This is a genomic window from Ensifer sp. GW823-FHT05D09, from assembly GCF_058795755.1.
The window spans coordinates 765,170-785,415 of record NZ_JBXAIA010000002.1; the positions used below are offsets into that span (position 1 = coordinate 765,170).

The window sequence follows — 20,246 nt, forward strand, 5'->3', positions numbered from 1 at the left end:
AAAGTGAGGTTGGGCATAAACGGTGCGCCGCCTTGTCGGAGCGACGAACGAACAAACAAACGCTACCGCCCCAGAAGCCCATCCAGCCAACGCCCGTCGAGCACGGCTTCAAGCTCGCCGGCGACATCGTCGAGCGCCGCATCCACCGACTGGCGATAGTTGGTCGCTCCACCTTCGATGCCGAAACTCTTCAGAAGCGCCGCGCGATAGGCGTCGCTCGCAAACAGGCCGTGCAGGTAGGTGCCCATCACCCGGCCGTCGGCAGACAGCGCACCGTCCGGGCGGCTGTCGATGCGCACCGATGGGCGGTCGCAGTCTGCGCCTGTCGTCCGGCCGAGGTGGATCTCGTAGCCTTCCAGCGCAACGTCGTGTTCCAGCGACCAGGCGCGGCTGTTGCGGAGCGTCTTTTCCGGCGCCATCTCAGTTTCGACGTCGAGCAGCCCGAGCCCGGCGACCTCGCGGTCGCTGCCCTCTATGCCGAGCGGATCGGTGACGCGCGCACCCAGCATCTGGTAGCCACCACAGATACCGATCACGCGGCCCCCGCGTCGCACATGGCGCTTGAGATCCTGGTCCCACCCCTCGGCCCTGAAATCCTTGAGGTCGCTGATCGTCGATTTCGAGCCGGGAATAACGACCAGCCCGGCATCGGCCGGAATCGGGCTTCCCGGCCTGACGAACACGAGATCGACCTCCGGCTCGGCAGCGAGCGGATCGAGATCGTCGAAGTTGGCAATCCGCGACAACACAGGAACGGCGATCTTGAGCGCCCGCCCCCCGCCACGTGCCAGCCTTTCAAGAACCACCGAATCCTCGGCCGGTAGCCGCCCGGCCGCTTTCAGCCACGGCACGACGCCGAAACAGGGCCAACCGGTGTAGCGACCGACAGCGGCGATGCCATCATCGAACAGCGTGACGTCGCCGCGAAACTTGTTGATCAGATAACCGCTCACCATGCGCCGGTCCTCGTCAGGCAGGATCGCATGGGTGCCGACCAGCGAGGCGATGACGCCGCCACGGTCGATATCCCCGACCAGCACGACGGGCACGTCGGCGCGCGTCGCAAATCCCATATTGGCGATGTCGCCGGCCCTCAGATTGATTTCGGCAGGCGAGCCCGCTCCCTCGACCACGACGAGATCGGCGCCGGCTGAAATCTGCTCGAAGCTTTCCATCACCGCGCCAAGCAACTTTGGCTTCAGCGCCTGATACTCCCGGCCCTTCGCCTGCCCCGCGACCTTGCCCTGCACGACGATCTGGCTGCCGACATCCGACTGCGGCTTCAACAGCACCGGGTTCATGTGCACCGAGGAAGGCACGCGCGCCGCCAGCGCCTGCAACCATTGCGCCCGACCGATTTCGCCGCCGTCATCGGACACTGCCGCGTTGTTCGACATATTCTGCGGTTTGAACGGCATGACTTTCAACCCGCGATTGGAGGCGAGCCTGCAGAGGCCCGCTACCAATACCGATTTTCCGACATCCGAGCCGGTTCCCTGAAGCATGATCTTGCGTGTCATGGCGCCACCGGTAACACCGAATTGACCATCGGCAAAGGCCTGCTTTGACACGATTTCGCCGCATTTGCGGCGCGTCGATAACAGTCTGTTTCGGCCGCTTATCAAGCTTGTCGAGTTTCTCTCCGAAACTAGCGTAAATGCGACATCCTGTGACGAGTTTGGTATTCAATTTCGCGCGGCGCGAGCCTATATCAGCGCCACCGAAACACACCCGGATAACAACACGTCCGGCCTCTCAAGGTCCATGTCCATGCTGTACATCTTCAGCAAACCGAATTTCGTTCAGATTGCCTGGAACTCCAAGGCACCCGTCAGCCAGTCGCGCGTTCGCAACGTCGTGCTCGATGCTCCCTTTGGACCACTTGGGTTTATCCGCACGTCCAACGTCGGTTGACTTTGCGGCCCGTTGATCGGGCGCGCTTTTGGCAATGGCTTTGCACTCCAGCAGCTAACGCCTTCTCCTCCAGCCGTCTCCCCTGTGGAGACGGTTTTTTTTGGCCGAATGACCGGGAAACCCGAGGCTCCCGGTTTGTGCATGTCGACCTCACAAAACCGCGACGCACTTTTGCGCGACATGCCCGAAAACGCGAAAACCGCATCAACCTCCTTCGAGGGATGCGGCTTCCAAAAAACGCTGGTCACTCCGGCAATACACACCGAAGGCTCGCTTCACACCCGGGACGCACTACCTTGATCCGGGCCGGCGGCCGTTTCCCGCCGCGCAACAACAATTAGCCGGACATCGTTACCGGATGGTTATTGAGGATTTAACGAAAGATGAATCGCGGCTTTTTTTGAACTTTTTTCGCGACATCGGCAGAAAATACCGGTGACGCATTCGCGACAGGAAAAGTCCTGATTGCAACAGATCAAAAATGGGCATCGCGGCGACCGCTATATTTTGCGGCACTAATTGTCGCAAATGCTTAAATTTGGGCGCCCTGAAGCCAAAAAATTCCTCTTCAATCATGTCGCAGACAGACGCCGCGGGCACGCGGACCCGGCCGTTTTCCGATTCAAGAGGTTGATTTCCCAACGAGAATACTTAGGCTTGCAGATCGGTATAGAGGAAATCCGGCCGGCGACAGGGTTCCGCGGCAAGGACACAAAAATTCCCATGACCGTCGCAGCGGGGGCTACCCTTGGCTTGTCTTTTGCCGAACCCCAGGCTGCTCATTTGGTTCGGGTGAACGGGATGCGAGGGCGTCCCCACGATGCCCGTTTGATCGTTGGCTGCAGTTAAAGACTGGGAGGTCTTGCAACATGAAGAAACTCCTCGCTTCCACCATCCTCGCCGCCGGCCTGTATGCCTTGGCGGGTTCCGCGCAAGCCGCGGAATGCGGAGAAGTCAGCATTGCCGAGATGAACTGGGCGTCTGCGGGCGTCGCCGCTCACGTGGACAAGTTCATCCTCGAAAACGGCTACGGTTGCACCGTAACGCTGGTCACCGGCGACACGATGCCGACCTTCGCCTCCATGAACGAAAAGGCCCAGCCGGATATGGCGCCGGAACTGTGGGTCAACGCCGTTCGCACGCCGCTCGACGCGGCGATCAAGGAAGGCCGGCTGATCGAAGCTGCCAAGATCCTGAGCGAAGGCGGCGTCGAAGGCTGGTGGATCCCGAAATTCCTCGCCGATGCCAACCCCGACATCAAGACCGTGCAGGACGCACTGAAACATCCCGAGCTTTTCCCGGCGCCGGAAGACGCCTCGAAGGCCGCCGTGCACAATTGCCCGTCGGGCTGGAACTGCCAGGTCTCGACCGCCAACCTCTTTAAAGCGATCGATGCTGAAAAGCTCGGATTCCAGCTGGTCGACACCGGCTCGGCCGCCGGTCTCGATGGTTCGATCGCCAACGCCTTCGCCAAGAAGACCGGCTGGCTCGGATATTACTGGGCACCGACCGCCATTCTCGGCAAGTACGAGATGACCCGCCTCTCCTTCGGCGTCGATCACGACAAGAAGGAATGGGACGCCTGCTCGGCTGTTCCCGATTGCCCGAGCCCGAAGGTCAATTCCTACCCGGTCTCCGACGTCTTCACGGTCGTGACCAAGTCCTTCGCCGACAAGGCGGGCGTTGCCATGGATTACGTCAAGGCACGCAAGTGGGACAACGGCACGGTCAACAAGGTTCTTGCCTGGATGGACGAGAACCAGGGCACGAACGAGGATGCTGCAAAGCACTTCCTCGAAGAATTCCCTGATATGTGGACCCAGTGGGTCGCACCCGACGTTGCCGAAAAGGTAAAGGCTGCGCTCTGATTTCAGCTGATGTTGCAGGCGCCCGCTTGAAATGCGGTCGCCTGTATCGGCGCCTTCGCCTTCGGGAGAGGCAGACTGCATGGCGCTCGATGCTCCCGACGACGAACGGGAGCCGTTCGCGTCGCATTCAGGTAAGCGGGCGTCACGTTCCGCTGTCACATTCCTCACGCCGGGACCCGAAGAGGTCACCCGTTAAGTCTGCGCAAGGATCGGCAACGACCGGTCCACTGACGCAGTCGGCGTCATAAGACTTCCGGCCAAGAAGGGGAAAAATATGGCATCCATCTGCAGTGTCTTGCCAGCGTTGCTTTGCAAGTTCCCTGCCATTGACGACGGAACGATCCGGCTCGCCCGCAAGACCATCGACGATGGTTTCAAAGGGTTCGTTCGCTCCTATGGCGACGCCATCGATACGGTCGTGCAGCCGCTACAATGGTTTTTGAACTACCTCGAAGGCGCGTTCGTGGCGTCGCCCTGGATCCTCGTGCTGATCGTCATGGTGGCTGTGGTCTATTACGGCAGCCGCAACATCAACATCACCATCGGAACGGCGCTGTCGATGATCGCTATCGGCCTGGTCGGCCTGTGGAACGACACGATGATCACGCTGGCGATGGTCACCGTCTGTACGCTGATCTCGATCCTGATCGGCATTCCGATCGGCATTCTGATGGCCCGCTCCGACCGGGTGCAGGCGATCGTCAATCCTGTGCTCGACGTGATGCAGACGATGCCGAGCTTCGTCTACCTCATCCCGGTTGTGATGATTTTCGGCATCGGCAAGGTTCCGGGCCTGATCGCCGTCGTCATCTACGCTGTACCGCCGATGATCCGGCTCACCAATCTCGGCATTCGTCTTGTCGACCAGGAAGTGCTGGAAGCCGCCGACGCCTTCGGCTCGTCCGCCTGGCAGAAGCTGAAGAACGTGCAGATGCCGCTGGCGCTGCCCACGATCATGGCCGGCATCAACCAGACCATCATGATGTCGCTGGCGATGGTCGTCGTCGCGTCGATGATCGGCGTCGGTGGCCTCGGCAAGAACGTGCTGCAGGCGATCGCCAACCAGTTCTTCACCGTCGGTTTCCTCAACGGCTTCGCCCTTGTCGGTATCGCCATCATTTTCGACCGTACCAGCCAGGCCTTCGGCAGGCGGCTGCAGAAGCATTCGGAGGTTATCCATGGCTAGTCACGCGATCGAGGTGAAGAACCTCTACAAGATCTTCGGCCCCAATGGCGGCGACTATGTCGATGCGGTCAAGCGGGGCCTGGGCAAGGCGGAACTCAACGAGAAACACGGCCACGTTCTCGGCCTGCAGGACATTAACATCTCGATGCCGGCCGGCGGCGTGATGGTGGTCATGGGGCTTTCGGGCTCCGGCAAGTCGACGCTGATCCGCCACATCAACCGGCTGATCGACCCGACTGCGGGCGAAGTGCTCTATGACGGCGTCGACGTCTGCAAGATGAGCGACAACGACCTGCGCGAATTCCGCCGCCACAAGACGGCGATGGTGTTCCAGAAGTTCGCGCTGCTGCCGCACCGCACCGTTCTCGACAACACCGTCTATGGTCTCGAGATCCAGGGCGTCGGCAAGGCGGAAAGCGAAAGGCGCGCGCGCGGCTGGATCGAGCGCGTCGGCCTCCAGGGCTTCGAAAACCATTATCCGAATCAGCTGTCCGGTGGCATGCAGCAGCGCGTGGGCCTCGCCCGGGCGCTGACCAACGACGCCGACATTCTCCTGATGGACGAAGCCTATTCGGCGCTCGATCCGCTCATCCGCGTCGACATGCAGACGGTGCTTCTCGATCTGCAGAAAGAGCTGAAGAAAACGGTCGTCTTCATCACCCACGACCTCGACGAGGCGCTCCGGCTCGGCGACAAGATCGCCATCCTGCGCGACGGCCGCGTGGTGCAGCAGGGAACCGGCCAGCAGATCGTGCTCTCACCCGCCGACGACTACATCACCGCCTTCGTCAAGGAAGTGAACCGCGGACGCGTCATCAATGTAGAGACGATCATGCGGCCGCTTACGGGCAATCCGGAGGGCCTGCCGCTGGAAATGGGCATGGTGCTGGAATCGGCAGCGCGCGCCATGACCGGGGCCCACGTCAACGCGGCCCATGTCGTCGATGAGAACGGCCGCCCGGTCGGCGCACTCGACCTGCCGACGATCATTTCGGCGATGGTGACGCCCACCAGCCACGAGGACAAGAGAGCCGCGTAAGACCGCGGGTCAAAGCCCGACATCGAGGGCGCTCGGCTTTTTCCTCCTGGAGGATTGGGCCGCAGCGCCCTTCGCATCTCTGTAGGTCGGCCTTGGCATTTCACGAATTTGGGTCGTCAGACGTGGCACGCGGTGTTGCGGGAAGCGCCTGTGGTTCTGCCAACCACGCGGGGCCAGTGCCAGCCCCGCGTTGAACCGAAATAAGGAACCCTCAGCCTTCAGTTGGTCTTCGTCGTTTCGGCTGCAGCCGGCTCGACGGTGCTTGCGGACGAGAGCGAATCGCTCGTGGCAGGGAAATACTTGTCGAGCAGGCCGATCATCTGGTTGTCGCGCTTCTCAGCGGTTTCGCCGCCCATGACGACGCCGACGAGGCGCTTGCCGTCGCGGGTTGCCGAGGTCACCAGGTTATAGCCTGATGCCTTGGTGTAACCGGTCTTGATGCCGTCGGCACCCTCATAGCGGTTCATCACGCCGTTGTGGCCGCGAAGCTTCATGCCCCTGAACTCGATCCTGCGGTTCGAAAACAGCGCAAACTCTTCCGGGAAATCACGCATGAGCGAGATGCCGAGCGTCGCCATGTCACGCGCGGTCGTCACCTGCTCCGGATCAGGCAGACCATTGGCGTTCTTGAACACGGTGCGAGCCATGCCGAGCTGGTGTGCCTTCTCGGTCATCACCTTGGCAAACGCCGTTTCCGTTCCAGCCAATTGCTCGCCGATGGCAATGGAAGCATCATTGGCCGACAGCACGATCATGCCCATCACGGCTTCGCGCACGGACACGGTGCGTCCGACGCCGACGGCGAGCTTGAAGGGCTCCTTGCTGTTGGCATTTTCCGACATGGTCAACCGCTGGTCCCAGGTCAGCCTGCCGTCACGAAGGGCTTCGAATGCCAGATAGATCGTCATCATCTTGGTCAAGGACGCGGGGTAATTCAGCTCGTCGGCATTTTCAGCCTCAAGGACCGTGCCCGTCTGAGCATCGAGAATGAAATGGGCCTTTCCGGCAAAAGCGGAGGACGCACCGCCAAGCAGCAGACCGAGTGAAACCGCGGCCGACGCGAGTGTCCGGAGTGTAAAATGCATGATGTTCTTCTCGTTTGAGGCTATCGATCAGCGCGCGAGATCCGCGGGCAGGCTGGCGACTACATAAGTGCGCCCTTTTACAGCGATCGCCATCAGGCCGCAATCGCCTATGGGCTGCGGCCTTTCGTCGTGAACACCCGCCCGGATTTGGCCACAATGGCTCCATTCGACGGCAGGCTTCCGCCCGAGATCGACCCCTTCTAACCGTTGCGCGACGCGACCGCCCTCGCCCCGAAAGGCCAGCCGGACAGAAACGGTTTCTCGATGAAACGATAGGTCAGATACGAGGCGACGAGCACGGCGGCCGTTGCCGCGAGGGTGACCAAGGTCGCGAAACCCTGGCCGAGCGCCAGCACCGTGTCGCCATCGGCGGCGACATGGGTCGGCACCTTTAGGCCGAAGCGCAGAACCTGAGTCACCACCCAACCGACGATGGAATGGGTCAGGTAGACGCTGTAGCTGACGGTGCCCAGCCACACGAAGAACGGCCACTCGAGAAAGCGTCGCAGGGACGTATCCGCCTCAAGGCTCGCAACGGCCACGATCGTCAGCGCGAAAAGCGGAGGCAGGAGGATCTCCGCACGGGTGCCACCAAGACCCCAGATTGCCAGAATTACGAGCGCCAGCGCGCCGGCTGCCATCGGCGTGGCCGCCTTTCGGGGAACCCGGACGTGGAGCGAGGCGGCCCATGCCCCCAGGAAAAAGGAAAATACGCAGCGGATGATCGCAAAGATCGGATCTGTCTCAAGCCGCCCGCCTTCCAGGGCCAGCAGGACGATGGCCGCCCCACCCGCCAGAACAAGGCACCAGCGCATTTCCAGCCGCAACAGCCCCATGGTCAGGGCGAAGATCAGATAGGTCCAGAATTCGACCGAGATGGACCAGCTCGGAATGTTGAACCCGAGTTCGTTCAGGACCACGCCCTGCAGCAGAAAAAGATTCGCAAGGAAGGCGCTCGCGTCGGAGACGACGAAGGCGGGGTTGTTGGAAACGATCCCGGTTCTCTGCTCAAAAACGTATTTGAGGCACTCGATGCCGAGGAAGATCAGCAGCGTGAACAGATGAAGCGGATAGAGCCGCCAGAATCGCCGACGCTGAAAGCTTGCAACCTCGGCGGGGGTCGACAGTCGGTTGGCATAGTTGAGCGCAATGACGAAACCACTGAGCACGAAGAAGAAGTCCACCATCAGGTAGCCATGCCGGATGAAGGCGTTTTCGCTGAGCAGGCTGCCATAGCGGAAATGGTGCACGGCAACGGCAAGGGCCGCGAATCCGCGCAGGGATTCAAGTGCCAGAAGCTTGGATTTCTTCGCCATTGGGGAGAATGCTCCATCCCTGACGGCTTGCGCCGCCATTTCATCTCGTTGCGCCGCAAGCTTGGATTTTCTGCTTCGAAGGATGCAGGCTCCGCAAGGACAGTCCTGCCGCAGTTTCGCCCGCGAAGGCTTAAAATCCGGTAATGAGCGTTGGGCGCAACGCGGAAGCCTGACGGGTCCGGGCGAGGCAAAAAGAGGCCGGTCCTGAGGATACGGTCCCGGAATGAGCCGATGCGTCGTTTCACCCGACCTTAACCCAATTGCGCCATGCTTGATGGCAAGTCTTGGGCCCGCTCGGCGCGGCTGCAGACGTAGACTGCAAAACAGAAGGTGGCGCCCTGTTGGCGGCGTCCTTGCCCCAGTAATCCCGGCGCCCCCATGCAAGCGACCCCAGCCACGGCAAACTCTCCTTCACGACGGCACCTTGTGCCGGCGGGGTTGAGCGACGACGCGGGGCTTGCACTGCTGACACGGCATCTGGCGTCGCTCCTGTCCGGTTTCGGGCTCTTTCTCATGGTCTTCACGCTCATGCCCTTTCAGGGCGCGATGGAGACGGACCCGAACGCCGCCAACGACGGCAACATCATCAACCAGGTCGGCTACATCGTGCTCGGCGCGGTCTATCTCTTTGCGATGTTGCTCGTGGTCGACAAGCGGGTGCTGGCGCGGCTCGTCTCGCCGGCCTGGGTGGCAATCTTCGCTATCGCCTACTTCTCATGTCTGCAGTCCTACGATCCGGCAGCATCTGCCCGTGGCCTGACGCTCAGCCTCGTGGCGATGATCATGGTGGCGGGTGTGCTGGTATTGCCGCGCAGCGAAGAGGATTTCGTTCACGCCGGCGCAAATGCGATCCTGCTGCTCATCCTGATCGACTATGCGGCACTCGTCGTGGCGCCGGACCTCGCCGTTCACTCGGCCGCCGGCGGCGAACCCTGGCATGCGGGCTTCTGGCGCGGCCATCTCTTGCACAAGAACGTTTCGGCGCCGGTCTTTTCCATCCTGTGCATGTTCGGCATCTATTGCCTGCGCGCCGGCGCCCCGCTTCGCGGCTGGGCGATCACGCTCCTTTCGGTCAACTTCGTGCTGCATACCGGCTCGAAAACCACCATCGGCTTCCTGCCGATCGCCATCGCGCTGGTGCTTGCCGGACGCGCCGTTCGCAGCCCGGGCCTGATGATCTTTGCCCATCTCGTCATGTCGGTCGTGATCTTCGGCCTGACGCTCGGCACGATCTATTCCGACACCCTGCTCGCAGCCACCAAGGCCATCATCGACGACCCCACCTTCACCGGCCGCGACGATATCTGGAAGTTCGCCAGCGACAGCATCGCCGGACACCCCTGGTTCGGCCAGGGCTACTCCAGCTTCTGGCTCTCGCCCGTCATCATGGGGCTCGAGGCGAATTTCGAAGCGAACTGGGACGTGCGCGGCATCGTCGCCGGCCACAACAGCTACCTCGACGCGGTGCTGACATTCGGCGTGCCGGGCGGCATCGCGATCAGCCTGCTACTCTTCGTCAAACCGCTTTTCGATTATATCCGCGCCTCGCGCCGCCCGGAGGGCCGCGCCTTTGCCGACTTCTGCGTGATGGTCGTGATCTTCATGACCTACAACGCCATGCTCGAAAGCTTCTTCCTCAACCGCGCCGACCCGATGTGGCTGTTGACCGCGCTCGCGATCTTCGGCCTGGGCCTTGCCGGGCGCATGGGCCTGCGCCGCCAACAATAGTCGCCGGCCGACCGCAGGGATGCTTGCAAAGACATAAAGATATCTTTATATCTCATTGCATTCATTCTAGCCGGGAAAAGCCGATGACCCTTGCCGCCAATGTTCTGTCCGATCTCATCGCCGAAAAGGGCGTCCTTCTTGCCGATGGCGCCACCGGGACCTCGCTGTTTGCGATGGGCCTCGAAGCCGGCGAAGCGCCCGAGATCTGGAACGAGACCCGGCCGGAGAACATCACCAAGCTGCACCAGGATTTCGTCGACGCCGGCGCCGACATCATCCTGACCAATTCCTTCGGCGGCACCCGCCACCGTCTGAAGCTGCACCACGCCCAGGATCGCGTCCACGATCTCAACAGGCGCGCAGCCGAGATCGCCCGCGCCGTCGCCGACAAGGCGCCGCGCAAGGTCATTACCGCCGGCTCGGTCGGCCCGACCGGCGAACTGCTGATCCCGCTCGGCGCGCTGTCCTACGAGGATGCGGTCGCTGCCTTTGTCGAGCAGATCGAAGGCCTGAAGGCCGGTGGCGCCGAAGTCGCCTGGATCGAGACCATGTCCTCGCCGGACGAGATCCGCGCCGCCGCCGAAGCCGCCGCCAAGGTCGGCCTGCCCTATGTCTATACCGGTTCGTTTGACACCGCCGGCAAGACCATGATGGGCCTGCACCCCAAGGACATCCATGATGTCGCCAAGGATCTCGGCGATGGCCCGGTCGCCGTCGGCGCCAACTGCGGCGTCGGCGCGTCGGACATCCTCTCCTCGCTGCTCGACATGACCGAGGCAAATCCTGAAGCAACCGTGATCGTCAAGGGCAATTGCGGCATTCCGGAGTTCCGCGGCTCCGAGATCCACTATTCCGGCACGCCGCCGCTGATGGCCGAATATGCACGGCTGGCAGCCGATGCCGGCGCCAAAATCATCGGCGGCTGCTGCGGCACCACTTGCGGCCACCTCGCCGCCATGCGCGTGGCGCTTGACGAACATTCGCAGCGCGAACGCCCGACGCTCGATATCATCATCGAAAGGATCGGCCCGTTGCGCAACAAGACCGCCAACGAAGGCCCATCGGCGCCCGCCCGCGAACGGCGCAGCCGCCGCGGCTGAGAAGGCCTCCGCTCAGACAAGAAAACGCTCCGGCATCATCCGATCCGGAGCGTTTTCATTTTCGGTGCTCTGACCCAACACGCGCAGGCGCTTGCTCCAAAGCAAGGTCGATCGACGCCATCACAGGAGTGACGGCGCCGGCGAAAATCAGGCGCTTCTCTTCATTGCACCGCCGCTCTGCAGATGCTGGCGCCATGCCGCGAGCCCGACTTCGATATCCTTGCGGCCGAAACCGACACGAAAGCGATCCTGGGCGACCGGCAGCAGATCAGAGACGAACAGGCTCGAAGGCAACAGCAGGACACCCGCCTCCTCCACCAGCTGACGGCAATGGGTCTCGACGCCATCGGACCCGAGGTAGCGGGCAAAGCCGACGCAGCCACCGTCCGGCTCCCGCCATTCGTAGAGATCGGGGAACTCGGCAAAGAAGGCGCCGAGCTTTTGAAGGTTTTCGGCGCAAAGCGCGCGGTTGCGATCAAGCAAATGCTCGCGCGCCTTGAGCGCAATGGTCGCCAGCACTTCCGAAGGTCGCGAATTGCAGATCGACAGATAGTGCTTCATCTTCTCCATGCGTTCGAGCAGATGATGATCGCGGCAGGCGATCCAGCCTATGCGCAGGCCCGGCAGGCCATAGGCCTTGGACATGACGTTGAGCGAAATGCCACGGTCGAACAACTCTGCCGCCTGCGGCAATCGCAGCGCCGGGTCGCGCTCAAGCCCGCGATAGACCTCATCGCTGAAAAGGTGGATGCCACGTTCGGCGCAAAGTTCGGCGAGCGCCTTGAATGTCTGCTGATCGGCGATCGAGCCGGTCGGGTTGTTGGGGAAGTTGACGGCGATCAGCTTTGTGTTCGGCTTCAGCGCCGAATGAACGTCCGCAAGGTCCAGGCGCCAGTTGTTTTCCGGGCGCAGCGGCACGCCGGTGACCGAGGCCGCTATCGTGACCGGCAGCGTTTCCATCGATTGGTAGTTGGGCACGGTGACAATGGCATGGTCCTCAGGACCGAGCAGCGCAAGCATGGCGCAGTAAAGTCCCTCCTCCGCCCCGGCAAAGCAGAGGATATCCGCAGCCGAAAGCCCCTGATAGGTCGATGCAATTGCTAAGCGCAACGCCGGCGCACCATAGGTTTCGGTATAGCCGAGCGTCAGCTTGTCCCAGGCTTCCCGGTCCGTATCGTCGGCGAGCGCCAGCAATTCGCCTATGCCGATGGTTTCGGCGTCGCTGGCGGTCATATGATGGCGCGCCTTGAACTCCCAGCGGGAGAAATGCGTTTCGAGGCGGAAGTCTGGCAAGGTTGTCATATCGTGTCCTCCGGTCGCCGCGCCGCGCGGACGGGCGACATGATTGTCTTCGTCGTGATCAGGAAAGGTCGCTGCGGGCGGCAGTGAGATAATTATAGATCGACGCGCGCGAGGTGCCGATCAGGCTGGCAAGGTGATCGACGGCGTTGCGGGTCTTGAACAGGCCGCGCTCTTCGAGTGCCGCCACAAGTGCTACGCGATCCGACCGCTTCAGCGCAGAGAGTGCGAGCCCCTGCTCCTTCAGCCAGTCGTGCAGCGAGGCATTGATCTCCTCGCGCCAGTCGCGCGAAAACAGCGCCTGCGGCCGCGGTTGCTCGGCGCCGGCAAAGGCGGAAAGCAGCTTCACGGCGTTGTCGATCATCGAAACGTCGAGATTGATGCAAAGCAGGCCCGCTGCGTCACCCCCGGCATCTCGCAGCACCGCCGAGACCGACTTGATGCGCCGGCCGTCGGCACCGGTCTTCTCGTAGGGCCCAAGCACGCTCTCCGTACCGGAAACTGTGCCGAACTCTTCCTCGATCAGCGAGTCCTCGCCGACGGCACGCCCCGACGAAGCGTTCCAGATGGCAGCGACGGTGCCGCTCTTGACGTCATGCAGCACGACCTCGGCATGCGGATAAAGCAAGGCGCTGATGGCCGCGCCAGAAGGCGCGTGCATGGCAATGTCGAAGGCGATGGCGGGCTCTATGTTCATGCGACAGGCATGATCGATTCTAGACTTTTTGTCAATTCTAGACATTACGTTTAATTCAAATATTCACCAATGCTTGCGCACACGGCCGGCCTGTCCTATCCCGAGGGAGACGAGATTCGCCTGGAGAGACTGACATGAATGCCGGACCCGCTTCCTTTCCCGACAGGGACACCGTTGCCGACAAACTCTCGGCATTTGGCGAGGCAGATCAGGCCTTTATCAGGTTGCTGATGGAAAACCTCGAGCAGGACGATCGGCTGCTGGATGGCCTTTACCGTTATCTCGATATCGCCACCGAAGCGCGCTTTCTCAATACGCTGAAGCTCGACAAACTCGGCCAATGGCTCGGCAATGAGGCGCCCGCCCGGCTGCAGATGCGGCTGATGGAAGCCGCCCGCTCCAGCCAGCACCCGGCCTACCAGGCATTCAAAACCGGATTGACCAAATCCGGCGGCTTGGAGCGTGCTTTTCCCAAAGTGTGAGCATACGCCTCACATAGGTGGACAGGCCGCGCCTTGCAGTTCGTGCCGCACCTTTCAATTCTCGAAAGAGCTCGAGCCGGCTGAGATTGCACCACCGGAGAACAAATTCCTCCGATCGCGATGTTGAACCGAAAGTCGCCCTCGGCATCGTAAAGGGCGTCAAGCATTGATCTTGCCGCAACTGTATGCGCAACTTTGGATCGTTGCGCCGCCTCGATCCAGAAGGAAGATCCGATGCCTTTCGTTCGTGAGCTCTTTGAGAAAGCCCGTGCCCGCCTCATCCTCTTGCCCGAAGATACGACAATTCTCGACGTCGCCCGCCTTTTGCACGCGGGGACGGACATCGTCGTGCTGCGAGACAGCTCCGGAAGCCTCGCCGGTGTGCTGACGAAGACGGATATTGTTGAGCTTCTCGTTCTGTCGGAGCGGCTGGAGGGTTCCGCGACTGCCGCTTCCGTGATGAAGCAAGACGTGTTGGAGTGTCGGATGGGAGATGACATCCATGCACTCTGGCTTCAGATGCACGCGTCCGGCATCAAGAACGTTCCGATCGTAGACGAAGGCAGGCAACCCATCGGCATTCTTAACGCACGAGACGCCCTCGAAAACCTCCTGGAGGATACGGAGAAAGAGGAAACATTGCTGCGCCACTATGTGATGGGGCTCGGCTACCGCTAGGCAGCGGATGCCGGCCTGATGCAGACATCTTGGCATTGAGTCCAGCATTGCCGGCTTTGCCGCGTCGACTTTCCTCGTGGCGGCAAAGCTACATATCCCTGTCGAGCAGCGAAGCACCAAACTCCTTTCCCCGTTTTCAGGGAGAAAGTTCCGGACGGCGGACAGGCGGCGCCGTACGTTCAGATCGATACCCCTCTACCGGGCATGGCACTGCCTAGCCCTCAATTGGCCGAGCTGCCACCACCGGAAAGCCCCTTGGCGAGCCGAACCAGATTGACGAACTCGCCGCGATAGCCGAACGGGTCCGCCCCCTTGGATGCCGCCGCGAGATCGACGACGGCGTCATAGGAATAATCCGACAGCGCCCTCGCGCCGGACAGTTTCTGACCGAAAGCGGCAACGGCCACCGAGAAGCGCACGTCATTCGGTGCCTCGGCGAGCGACGGCACGGCGTTCGCCTCGGTCACCGGTGTGGTGATCAGTTCGCTTCTGTCGCCATCCGGCTTCTTGTAGCGGATTTTCAGGAACGCCAGTTCGCCGGCATTGGCCGTGGCATCGGCCTTCGGCTTTTCCGCTGCCTTGTATCGCAGGTCGTCGTTGAGCACCGCCGGGCTGCCCTTCGGCGTCACCTCGTAGATCGCCGTAACGCTGTGACCCGAGCCGATGTCGCCCGCATCGACCTTGTCGTTGTTGAAATCCTCGCGCTTCAGCGCGCGGGTCTCGTAGCCGATCAGCCGGTACTCTGCGATTGCCGCCGGGTTGAACTCCACCTGCAGCTTGACGTCCTTGGCGATCGGGAAGAGCGACGAGCCCGCCTCCTCCACCAGCGTCTTCTGCGCTTCGGCGAGCGTATCGATATAGGCGGCCGTGCCGTTGCCGTTCTGCGCGATCGTCTGCATCAGCGCGTCGTTGTAGTTGCCGCGGCCGAAGCCAAGCACCGAGAGGAAGATGCCGCTCTTGCGTTTCGCCTCGATCATCTCTTTGAGCTCGTCATCGCTGGCCGGACCGACATTGAAGTCGCCGTCGGTCGCCAGCATCACCCGGTTGACGCCGCCCTTGACGAAGGCCTTCTCCGCCAGCCGGTAGGCCGCATCGATGCCTTCGGCCCCGGCGGTCGAGCCGCCCGGCTGCAGCGTGTCGATTGCGGATAGGATCGTCGCCTTGTCCTTGACTGCTGTCGGCTCCAGCACCGTGCCGGCATTGCCGGCATAGGTGACGATCGACACCGTATCCTGCGGCTTCAGCCTCTCGACGAGCAGCCGGAAGGCGGCCTTTAACAGCGGCAGCTTGTCCGGCTCGTCCATCGAGCCGGAAACGTCGATCAGGAACACAAGGTTCGCCTTCGGCGCATCTGATGGCACCACGTCGTAGCCCTTGACCGCTACATGCATCAGCCGGGTGCCGCCGTTCCAGGGTGTCGGCATGACCGTCACCGTCGCCTTGAACGGCTCGGCGGCAGATGTCGGACGCGGCCAGTCATAGGGGAAGTAGTTGACCATCTCCTCGACGCGCACAGCATCGCGATCCGGCATCTGGCCCTCCATCAGGGAGCGGCGCGCAAAGGCGTAAGACGCCGTGTCGACATCGACCGAAAAGGTCGAGACCGGATCGGCGGCAACGCTCTTCACCGGATTGCTGTCAGCCTTGGCGAAGCGCTCGCGGTTTTCCGGCTGTACCGGCTGCATCTCAGGCGAAACGACCGGCGCCGGCAGATAGGTCAGCCGGCCCTGCACGCCGCCTTCCGCCGAAAGCTGTGCGGCGCTGTCACTCATCGCCTGGTTGGCCATGGCATCCGCTTCGGTCTCTGCGACAGGCGCCGGGCTCGCGACTTGCGGCGCGGATTGAACCTCGACGGTCTTCTGTTCACGGGCGCGTGCAAGCAACTGGGCAATTTCCGGCTCGTCGGCCGTTGCCTGTGCCTTGCTGTCGGTGTCTTCAGGCGCAGGCGAGCCGGAACCCTCCAGCTTTTTGGCCGCCGCCAAGCTCTCATCCGCAGTCGCTGCCGTCGAGGACGGCTTCGCAACAGGCGCTGCCTTCTGCTTCGGCTCTTCCTTGACGGCGATTTCCGTGCCGATGTCGTCCGGCAGGGTCGTGCTACGCGTCAATTCCAGCGTCAGAAAGGCGGCGGCAGGCACGACCAGAAGTGTGGCGAGTGCCGATCCGGCAAGCAATTTCCTGTTCATGATGGGGCTCCATATCCGGTTGAAGATGGAGCTTTGACGAACCGGCGGCACCGATCCTTGGGTGGCGGTCGAATTTTCTTGCGTCTCGTCGAATGCCTGCATGGCGGCGGCAAGCGCGCGGGCGCGCGCCTCGTTCGAAGCCTTTGGCGGGGTCAGCCCGGAGAGCTTGTCGAATTCGTCGGTCATGATCACACGGCCTCCTTGCCAAGCACTGTCTTCAGCCGCTTGCGCGCCTCATGCACATGCCAGGACACGGTCGCTTCCGAGCATCCGAGCACGTCGGCGGCAGCGGCATGACTCATCCCCTCGGCATAGACGAGCAACACCGCGTCGCATTGTTTTTCCGGCAGCGCCCTTACCGCCGTCCACAGCGCCTCCTGGCGCTCGTCCTCGTCCGTTTCGCCGCCGCCAAGAACCGCCTGCTCGCTGGCATAGGCCTGCATCCTGTTGCTGTCACGCATCTGGCGTCGCTTATGGTCGCGGGCGGCATTGAGGGTCAGCGTGTAGAGCCAGGTGCGAAAGCGGCTGGTGCCGCGAAAGCCGCGAATGGCAGAGCCGAGCCGCACACAGACATCCTGGGCGATATCTTCCGCATCCGCCGCATTTCCCGACCAGCGCCAGGCGACGGCATGGACAAAATCATAGTTCCGCTCGACCAGCTGGCCGAACGCCCGTCTGTCTCCAGACACTGCTTTTTCGACGAGTTCAGCGTCCAATGGCGTGCCCGCTCCCACCTGTTTCAGACCTTAGACGTTGCACGGCGACAATTCCTTGGGCCGCCGACGAAAAAAATCGTCGCGGACCCATAAAGAAAAGCTAGCGCGGGAATTTCCCGACGACGGCAATCATCGGCCCCATCGGGAACAACCGGTCGTGCCGGTTGATATCGGGCGCATAGAGGCTGGAGATCGTGCCGTCGAGAAAGAGCGCGTTGGGACAATCGAGCGCGTCGCGGAAGAGCGTGGCGAAATCGTGAAACCGCACCGGCCGCTTCGACACGGCGAACACCACCTCGCCCGTTGCCGTCACGCCGACACCGTTGCGGGTTTTCAGGCTGGTGCTATCGGGCAGGAAGCGCGGATGCAGCGCCCCGTCGATCACCAGCATCGGGCCGGACTGGGTGGCAAACCGCGGGGTAATCCTGGCATCGCGATAGGCATCGGCCGCCATCACGCCTGCCTTGCCGTCATCGACATAGAAGACGCCGTTCGGCAGAAGATGGAAATTGCCCCAACCGGTGTTGGTGTTGAGCGGCGCCTGCTCGCGCCCCTCCTCGATATGGAGGCCCACCGGCGACAGATCGTCGTGATACATGCCGCCGTTCATGGCAAACAGCATGTATTCTTCGCGATGGCGCAGCTCCAGCGACAACGCCCGGAACGAGCGGAAGGGAACGCCCGCCTGATCCTTGTTGTAGAGGCGAATGTCATTTTCCGCCGGGTCGACGGTGCAGGCGATATAGTCCTGCCCGAGATGGCTGACATCATGGCAGGCGCCGAGCGCCGGGCCGGCAAGGCCGGCGGAAAGAACGGCGCCGACGAGAAAAGGTTTTGGGAAAAGCGGCATGGCAAAAGGTCCAATCGAATCAGACGTCAAGCATCACTGAGATTGCGGCGGTTCTGGCGCAGGATCATGGAAGGGGTCCCGCAACCTATTCTGAGGACATCTCACTTCGAATCGTGTCAACTGAACACCGCTCAACCTCAGACTGTAGGGCCACGATGAAGTTCACCAGCATCGCACGCGCAGCGCTCTGCGCCATTGCTGTAGGTTCAGCCGCCACCTCGGCGGCCGAAGAGGTCAGCACCGCTGCAACTGAAGAAGTGAGCATCCCGGCGAGATGCCTGCTGCAGATCAAAGGCGTCAAATATATTGCAGGGACCTGCGAGTTCCGCCCGATCGGCGGGGGTGATTTCGTACTGCATGGCGGGGATTATTTCACCTATGTCTTCATGTCGAGCGAGGACGGCACCAACATGGCCGAGGCCCATTGGAATGCGCACCCAAGCTCCACGCGCGCCCACAACCCGCTCGGCAAATTGGTGCGCGACGGGGCATGCTGGACAAGCGAAACGGTCAGGATATGCGCCTGGAAGCTGGACAAGTGATTTAACCGCCCCACCTGCACGACATGGTCTGAAGAAATCAGAGTTAGCGTCAGCCGCCGGCAAGCAGCCCCATTGCAATGACAAGTCCATAACACCCGGCCGCCGCCGCAAGACCACAGATCATGGAGAGGCAGGCAAATCCGCCGACGCCCGCAAGCAGATAGGATTTCGGATCGCGGTTCAGCACATCCTGCGACAGCGAGACGAGTTGCCGCTTTTCCCGCAGGGTCGTCGCAAGCTTGACCGCATGGCGCTTTGCTTCCTTCTGCACCTCGCCGAAATTGTTGCCAATTGCCCAGATGGTGAGGAACAGGCCGAGGGCGCTGACGGCGAGAGCGAATTTCCTGAGAATGTCGATCGCGTTGGGAAGCATGTCGCCGCCGAACACCGAGCGATCCACCAGCGCATCGAAACCCGCAATGCAGGCGACGATCACAGCCGCGTGGCCGGCACCAATTGCCAGCAGGCGCTTAAAGGCGTCCTCCAAGATCTGGCTGTTGGCGGCGTGAATGCTGTTAAGTCGTGAGATCTGCGCTTCCACTTCCTCGCGCGACAGCTGCGGGGGATAGTTGCTCACGGATACGACTGGGCTGCCTCTCATACGATGAACTCCAACGCCACGCCGTCCAGATCGGTATAAATTCGATAATATTATCTTTCCACGACAACTCCAATTTTAGTCATTTTGGAGATTTGCACCATCTTTGCGCGTTTGGAGCAAGATGCGGAAAACTGTCTGCGGTTTTTGACCGCATCACGCAAGGCGGCGCAATCCGGTCAATCAGAGGCTGAGTGCGGCCATGTGAAAATGTAGCTGATCGGGCAGATAGCGATAGTCCCGCCCAACGGGACAAGCATCACGCGAAAGACATCCGTGCACAAGACAGCCCTCCCTGCCCGCCTCGGTTCGCAGGTGGCCGCGACATCGACCGACATCGAACTGCACGCCTTCGAGCGCGCCGGCGGGACAGGCGGAAACGCACGGCTTTTCCACGCAGCTGTCGCAAGGATGCCCCGCGGACCAATCGCCGCCGGCGGGTAGAGACCTGTCGAAGGCCAATGCTCCGCGATAGCCGTGCCAGAGCCCGTAACGCGGGTGAATGAGAATGCCGAGCGGAGACGCCCTGAGGCCTTCCGCGCGCATCGCCCATTGCTGGAACGGTTGCCAGGGCGGATCCGACGGGAAATAGGCGGTCGCCCCGTAGAGCCCGGCGATCTCGCCGATCACCGTCTTCGACCAAGTGTCGAGCGGATCGGTCCCGCCACGATCAGGCGCCTCCGCGCGCCAGCGCACGAACGGCTGCCAGAGCGAACCGCCGATATTGCCGATCAGCGCCACGCTTGTGGCGGGCCGTCCATCCTTCAACAGCGGCGCTGTCTCGCCGGACGTAAAGTTCAGCGTGCCGCGCAAAAAAAGTCCGTGCGGCCGGAGAGCCGCACGGACGGTTTCAAGATGAGTGTCCGCGAATGCGGAAGGCGCCGTCATTTCGGTTTCGGCCCCTGTAGATCGTAATGCGGGCGCCAGACCTCCTTCTGGATCATGTCAGCCACCTGCGCCGCGCC

General features: G+C 61.8%; 19 protein-coding genes. 9 read left to right on the forward strand and 10 right to left on the reverse strand.

Annotated elements, in window-relative coordinates; all coding sequences use genetic code 11:
* Positions 1–62: 62 nt before the first annotated feature.
* On the reverse strand, positions 63–1,520 hold the full coding sequence (locus AC1Q80_RS09435) for a cobyric acid synthase (RefSeq protein WP_173421032.1): 1,458 nt from the start codon (positions 1,518–1,520) through the stop codon (positions 63–65).
* Positions 1,521–1,770: 250 nt separating this feature from the next.
* Here AC1Q80_RS09435 and AC1Q80_RS09440 point away from each other — a divergent pair, with 250 nt between their 5' ends.
* From AC1Q80_RS09440 to AC1Q80_RS09455, 4 genes are all read left to right on the forward strand, one after another.
* Positions 1,771–1,914 carry a hypothetical protein gene (locus AC1Q80_RS09440; protein ID WP_107027614.1) on the forward strand — a complete coding sequence of 48 codons (144 nt, stop codon included), beginning with the start codon at positions 1,771–1,773 and terminating at the stop codon, positions 1,912–1,914.
* 869 nt (positions 1,915–2,783) lie between these two features.
* The gene (locus AC1Q80_RS09445) at positions 2,784–3,782 is read left to right on the forward strand and encodes an ABC transporter substrate-binding protein (protein WP_173420281.1); all 999 of its coding nucleotides are present in this window, start codon (positions 2,784–2,786) and stop codon (positions 3,780–3,782) included.
* 274 nt (positions 3,783–4,056) lie between these two features.
* Positions 4,057–4,968, forward strand: coding sequence for an ABC transporter permease (locus AC1Q80_RS09450; protein ID WP_173420282.1), 912 nt, complete (start codon positions 4,057–4,059; stop codon positions 4,966–4,968).
* Positions 4,961–6,007: a quaternary amine ABC transporter ATP-binding protein gene (locus tag AC1Q80_RS09455; protein ID WP_492360240.1), complete on the forward strand. Its 1,047-nt coding sequence runs from the start codon at positions 4,961–4,963 to the stop codon at positions 6,005–6,007. Before AC1Q80_RS09450 ends, AC1Q80_RS09455 begins: the two co-directional genes overlap by 8 nt.
* A 218-nt stretch (positions 6,008–6,225) precedes the next feature.
* Here AC1Q80_RS09455 and AC1Q80_RS09460 read toward each other — a convergent pair whose 3' ends face one another.
* Positions 6,226–7,092, reverse strand: coding sequence for a D-alanyl-D-alanine carboxypeptidase family protein (locus tag AC1Q80_RS09460; protein ID WP_492360241.1), 867 nt, complete (start codon positions 7,090–7,092; stop codon positions 6,226–6,228).
* 200 nt (positions 7,093–7,292) lie between these two features.
* Positions 7,293–8,408, reverse strand: coding sequence for an acyltransferase family protein (locus AC1Q80_RS09465; RefSeq protein WP_492360242.1), 1,116 nt, complete (start codon positions 8,406–8,408; stop codon positions 7,293–7,295).
* Between the two features lie 438 nt (positions 8,409–8,846).
* Here AC1Q80_RS09465 and AC1Q80_RS09470 point away from each other — a divergent pair, with 438 nt between their 5' ends.
* Both AC1Q80_RS09470 and bmt read left to right on the forward strand, forming a co-directional pair.
* Complete coding sequence (locus tag AC1Q80_RS09470) at positions 8,847–10,136, forward strand: O-antigen ligase family protein (protein WP_492360243.1); 1,290 nt, start codon at positions 8,847–8,849, stop codon at positions 10,134–10,136.
* Between the two features lie 83 nt (positions 10,137–10,219).
* Positions 10,220–11,236 (forward strand): betaine--homocysteine S-methyltransferase, encoded by a 1,017-nt coding sequence (bmt, locus tag AC1Q80_RS09475; protein ID WP_492360244.1) that lies wholly within the window; start codon positions 10,220–10,222, stop codon positions 11,234–11,236.
* Between the two features lie 147 nt (positions 11,237–11,383).
* Here bmt and AC1Q80_RS09480 read toward each other — a convergent pair whose 3' ends face one another.
* On the reverse strand, positions 11,384–12,538 hold the full coding sequence (locus AC1Q80_RS09480) for an aminotransferase class I/II-fold pyridoxal phosphate-dependent enzyme (protein ID WP_173420288.1): 1,155 nt from the start codon (positions 12,536–12,538) through the stop codon (positions 11,384–11,386).
* 58 nt (positions 12,539–12,596) lie between these two features.
* A complete protein-coding gene (locus AC1Q80_RS09485; RefSeq protein ID WP_492360245.1) occupies positions 12,597–13,232 on the reverse strand; it encodes a helix-turn-helix transcriptional regulator in 636 nt (211 codons plus the stop codon).
* A gap of 134 nt (positions 13,233–13,366) precedes the next feature.
* Between AC1Q80_RS09485 and AC1Q80_RS09490 the strand changes: the two genes are divergently transcribed.
* A complete protein-coding gene (locus tag AC1Q80_RS09490; protein ID WP_492360246.1) occupies positions 13,367–13,714 on the forward strand; it encodes a hypothetical protein in 348 nt (115 codons plus the stop codon).
* A gap of 234 nt (positions 13,715–13,948) precedes the next feature.
* Complete coding sequence (locus AC1Q80_RS09495; RefSeq protein ID WP_492360247.1) at positions 13,949–14,392, forward strand: CBS domain-containing protein; 444 nt, start codon at positions 13,949–13,951, stop codon at positions 14,390–14,392.
* 221 nt (positions 14,393–14,613) lie between these two features.
* Here AC1Q80_RS09495 and AC1Q80_RS09500 read toward each other — a convergent pair whose 3' ends face one another.
* From AC1Q80_RS09500 to AC1Q80_RS09510, 3 genes are all read right to left on the reverse strand, one after another.
* Positions 14,614–16,761, reverse strand: coding sequence for a vWA domain-containing protein (locus AC1Q80_RS09500; protein WP_492360248.1), 2,148 nt, complete (start codon positions 16,759–16,761; stop codon positions 14,614–14,616).
* Positions 16,762–16,763: 2 nt separating this feature from the next.
* Positions 16,764–17,291, reverse strand: coding sequence for an RNA polymerase sigma factor (locus AC1Q80_RS09505; RefSeq protein ID WP_492360249.1), 528 nt, complete (start codon positions 17,289–17,291; stop codon positions 16,764–16,766).
* A 100-nt stretch (positions 17,292–17,391) separates the two neighbouring features.
* Positions 17,392–18,141: a phosphodiester glycosidase family protein gene (locus AC1Q80_RS09510; protein ID WP_492360250.1), complete on the reverse strand. Its 750-nt coding sequence runs from the start codon at positions 18,139–18,141 to the stop codon at positions 17,392–17,394.
* 155 nt (positions 18,142–18,296) lie between these two features.
* Between AC1Q80_RS09510 and AC1Q80_RS09515 the strand changes: the two genes are divergently transcribed.
* Positions 18,297–18,683: a hypothetical protein gene (locus tag AC1Q80_RS09515; RefSeq protein ID WP_492360251.1), complete on the forward strand. Its 387-nt coding sequence runs from the start codon at positions 18,297–18,299 to the stop codon at positions 18,681–18,683.
* Between the two features lie 49 nt (positions 18,684–18,732).
* On the opposite strand, the gene AC1Q80_RS09520 is transcribed toward AC1Q80_RS09515, so the two are convergent.
* The gene (locus AC1Q80_RS09520; protein ID WP_492360252.1) at positions 18,733–19,284 is read right to left on the reverse strand and encodes a hypothetical protein; all 552 of its coding nucleotides are present in this window, start codon (positions 19,282–19,284) and stop codon (positions 18,733–18,735) included.
* 180 nt (positions 19,285–19,464) lie between these two features.
* Entirely contained in the window at positions 19,465–20,169 is a 705-nt protein-coding gene (locus AC1Q80_RS09525; protein WP_492360253.1) for a ferredoxin, read from the reverse strand.
* Positions 20,170–20,246 lie beyond the last annotated feature (77 nt).

Coding starts and splice junctions, on each gene's coding strand:
- AC1Q80_RS09525 (WP_492360253.1), bottom strand. CDS start 20,169: ATGACGGCGCCTTCCGCATTCGCGGACACTCATCTTGAAACCGTCCGT.
- AC1Q80_RS09495 (WP_492360247.1), top strand. CDS start 13,949: ATGCCTTTCGTTCGTGAGCTCTTTGAGAAAGCCCGTGCCCGCCTCATC.
- AC1Q80_RS09445 (WP_173420281.1), top strand. CDS start 2,784: ATGAAGAAACTCCTCGCTTCCACCATCCTCGCCGCCGGCCTGTATGCC.
- AC1Q80_RS09435 (WP_173421032.1), bottom strand. CDS start 1,520: ATGACACGCAAGATCATGCTTCAGGGAACCGGCTCGGATGTCGGAAAA.
- AC1Q80_RS09450 (WP_173420282.1), top strand. CDS start 4,057: ATGGCATCCATCTGCAGTGTCTTGCCAGCGTTGCTTTGCAAGTTCCCT.
- AC1Q80_RS09510 (WP_492360250.1), bottom strand. CDS start 18,141: ATGCCGCTTTTCCCAAAACCTTTTCTCGTCGGCGCCGTTCTTTCCGCC.
- AC1Q80_RS09500 (WP_492360248.1), bottom strand. CDS start 16,761: ATGACCGACGAATTCGACAAGCTCTCCGGGCTGACCCCGCCAAAGGCT.
- AC1Q80_RS09485 (WP_492360245.1), bottom strand. CDS start 13,232: ATGAACATAGAGCCCGCCATCGCCTTCGACATTGCCATGCACGCGCCT.
- AC1Q80_RS09490 (WP_492360246.1), top strand. CDS start 13,367: ATGAATGCCGGACCCGCTTCCTTTCCCGACAGGGACACCGTTGCCGAC.
- AC1Q80_RS09465 (WP_492360242.1), bottom strand. CDS start 8,408: ATGGCGAAGAAATCCAAGCTTCTGGCACTTGAATCCCTGCGCGGATTC.
- bmt (WP_492360244.1), top strand. CDS start 10,220: ATGACCCTTGCCGCCAATGTTCTGTCCGATCTCATCGCCGAAAAGGGC.
- AC1Q80_RS09520 (WP_492360252.1), bottom strand. CDS start 19,284: ATGAGAGGCAGCCCAGTCGTATCCGTGAGCAACTATCCCCCGCAGCTG.
- AC1Q80_RS09460 (WP_492360241.1), bottom strand. CDS start 7,092: ATGCATTTTACACTCCGGACACTCGCGTCGGCCGCGGTTTCACTCGGT.
- AC1Q80_RS09440 (WP_107027614.1), top strand. CDS start 1,771: ATGCTGTACATCTTCAGCAAACCGAATTTCGTTCAGATTGCCTGGAAC.
- AC1Q80_RS09515 (WP_492360251.1), top strand. CDS start 18,297: ATGAAGTTCACCAGCATCGCACGCGCAGCGCTCTGCGCCATTGCTGTA.
- AC1Q80_RS09480 (WP_173420288.1), bottom strand. CDS start 12,538: ATGACAACCTTGCCAGACTTCCGCCTCGAAACGCATTTCTCCCGCTGG.
- AC1Q80_RS09455 (WP_492360240.1), top strand. CDS start 4,961: ATGGCTAGTCACGCGATCGAGGTGAAGAACCTCTACAAGATCTTCGGC.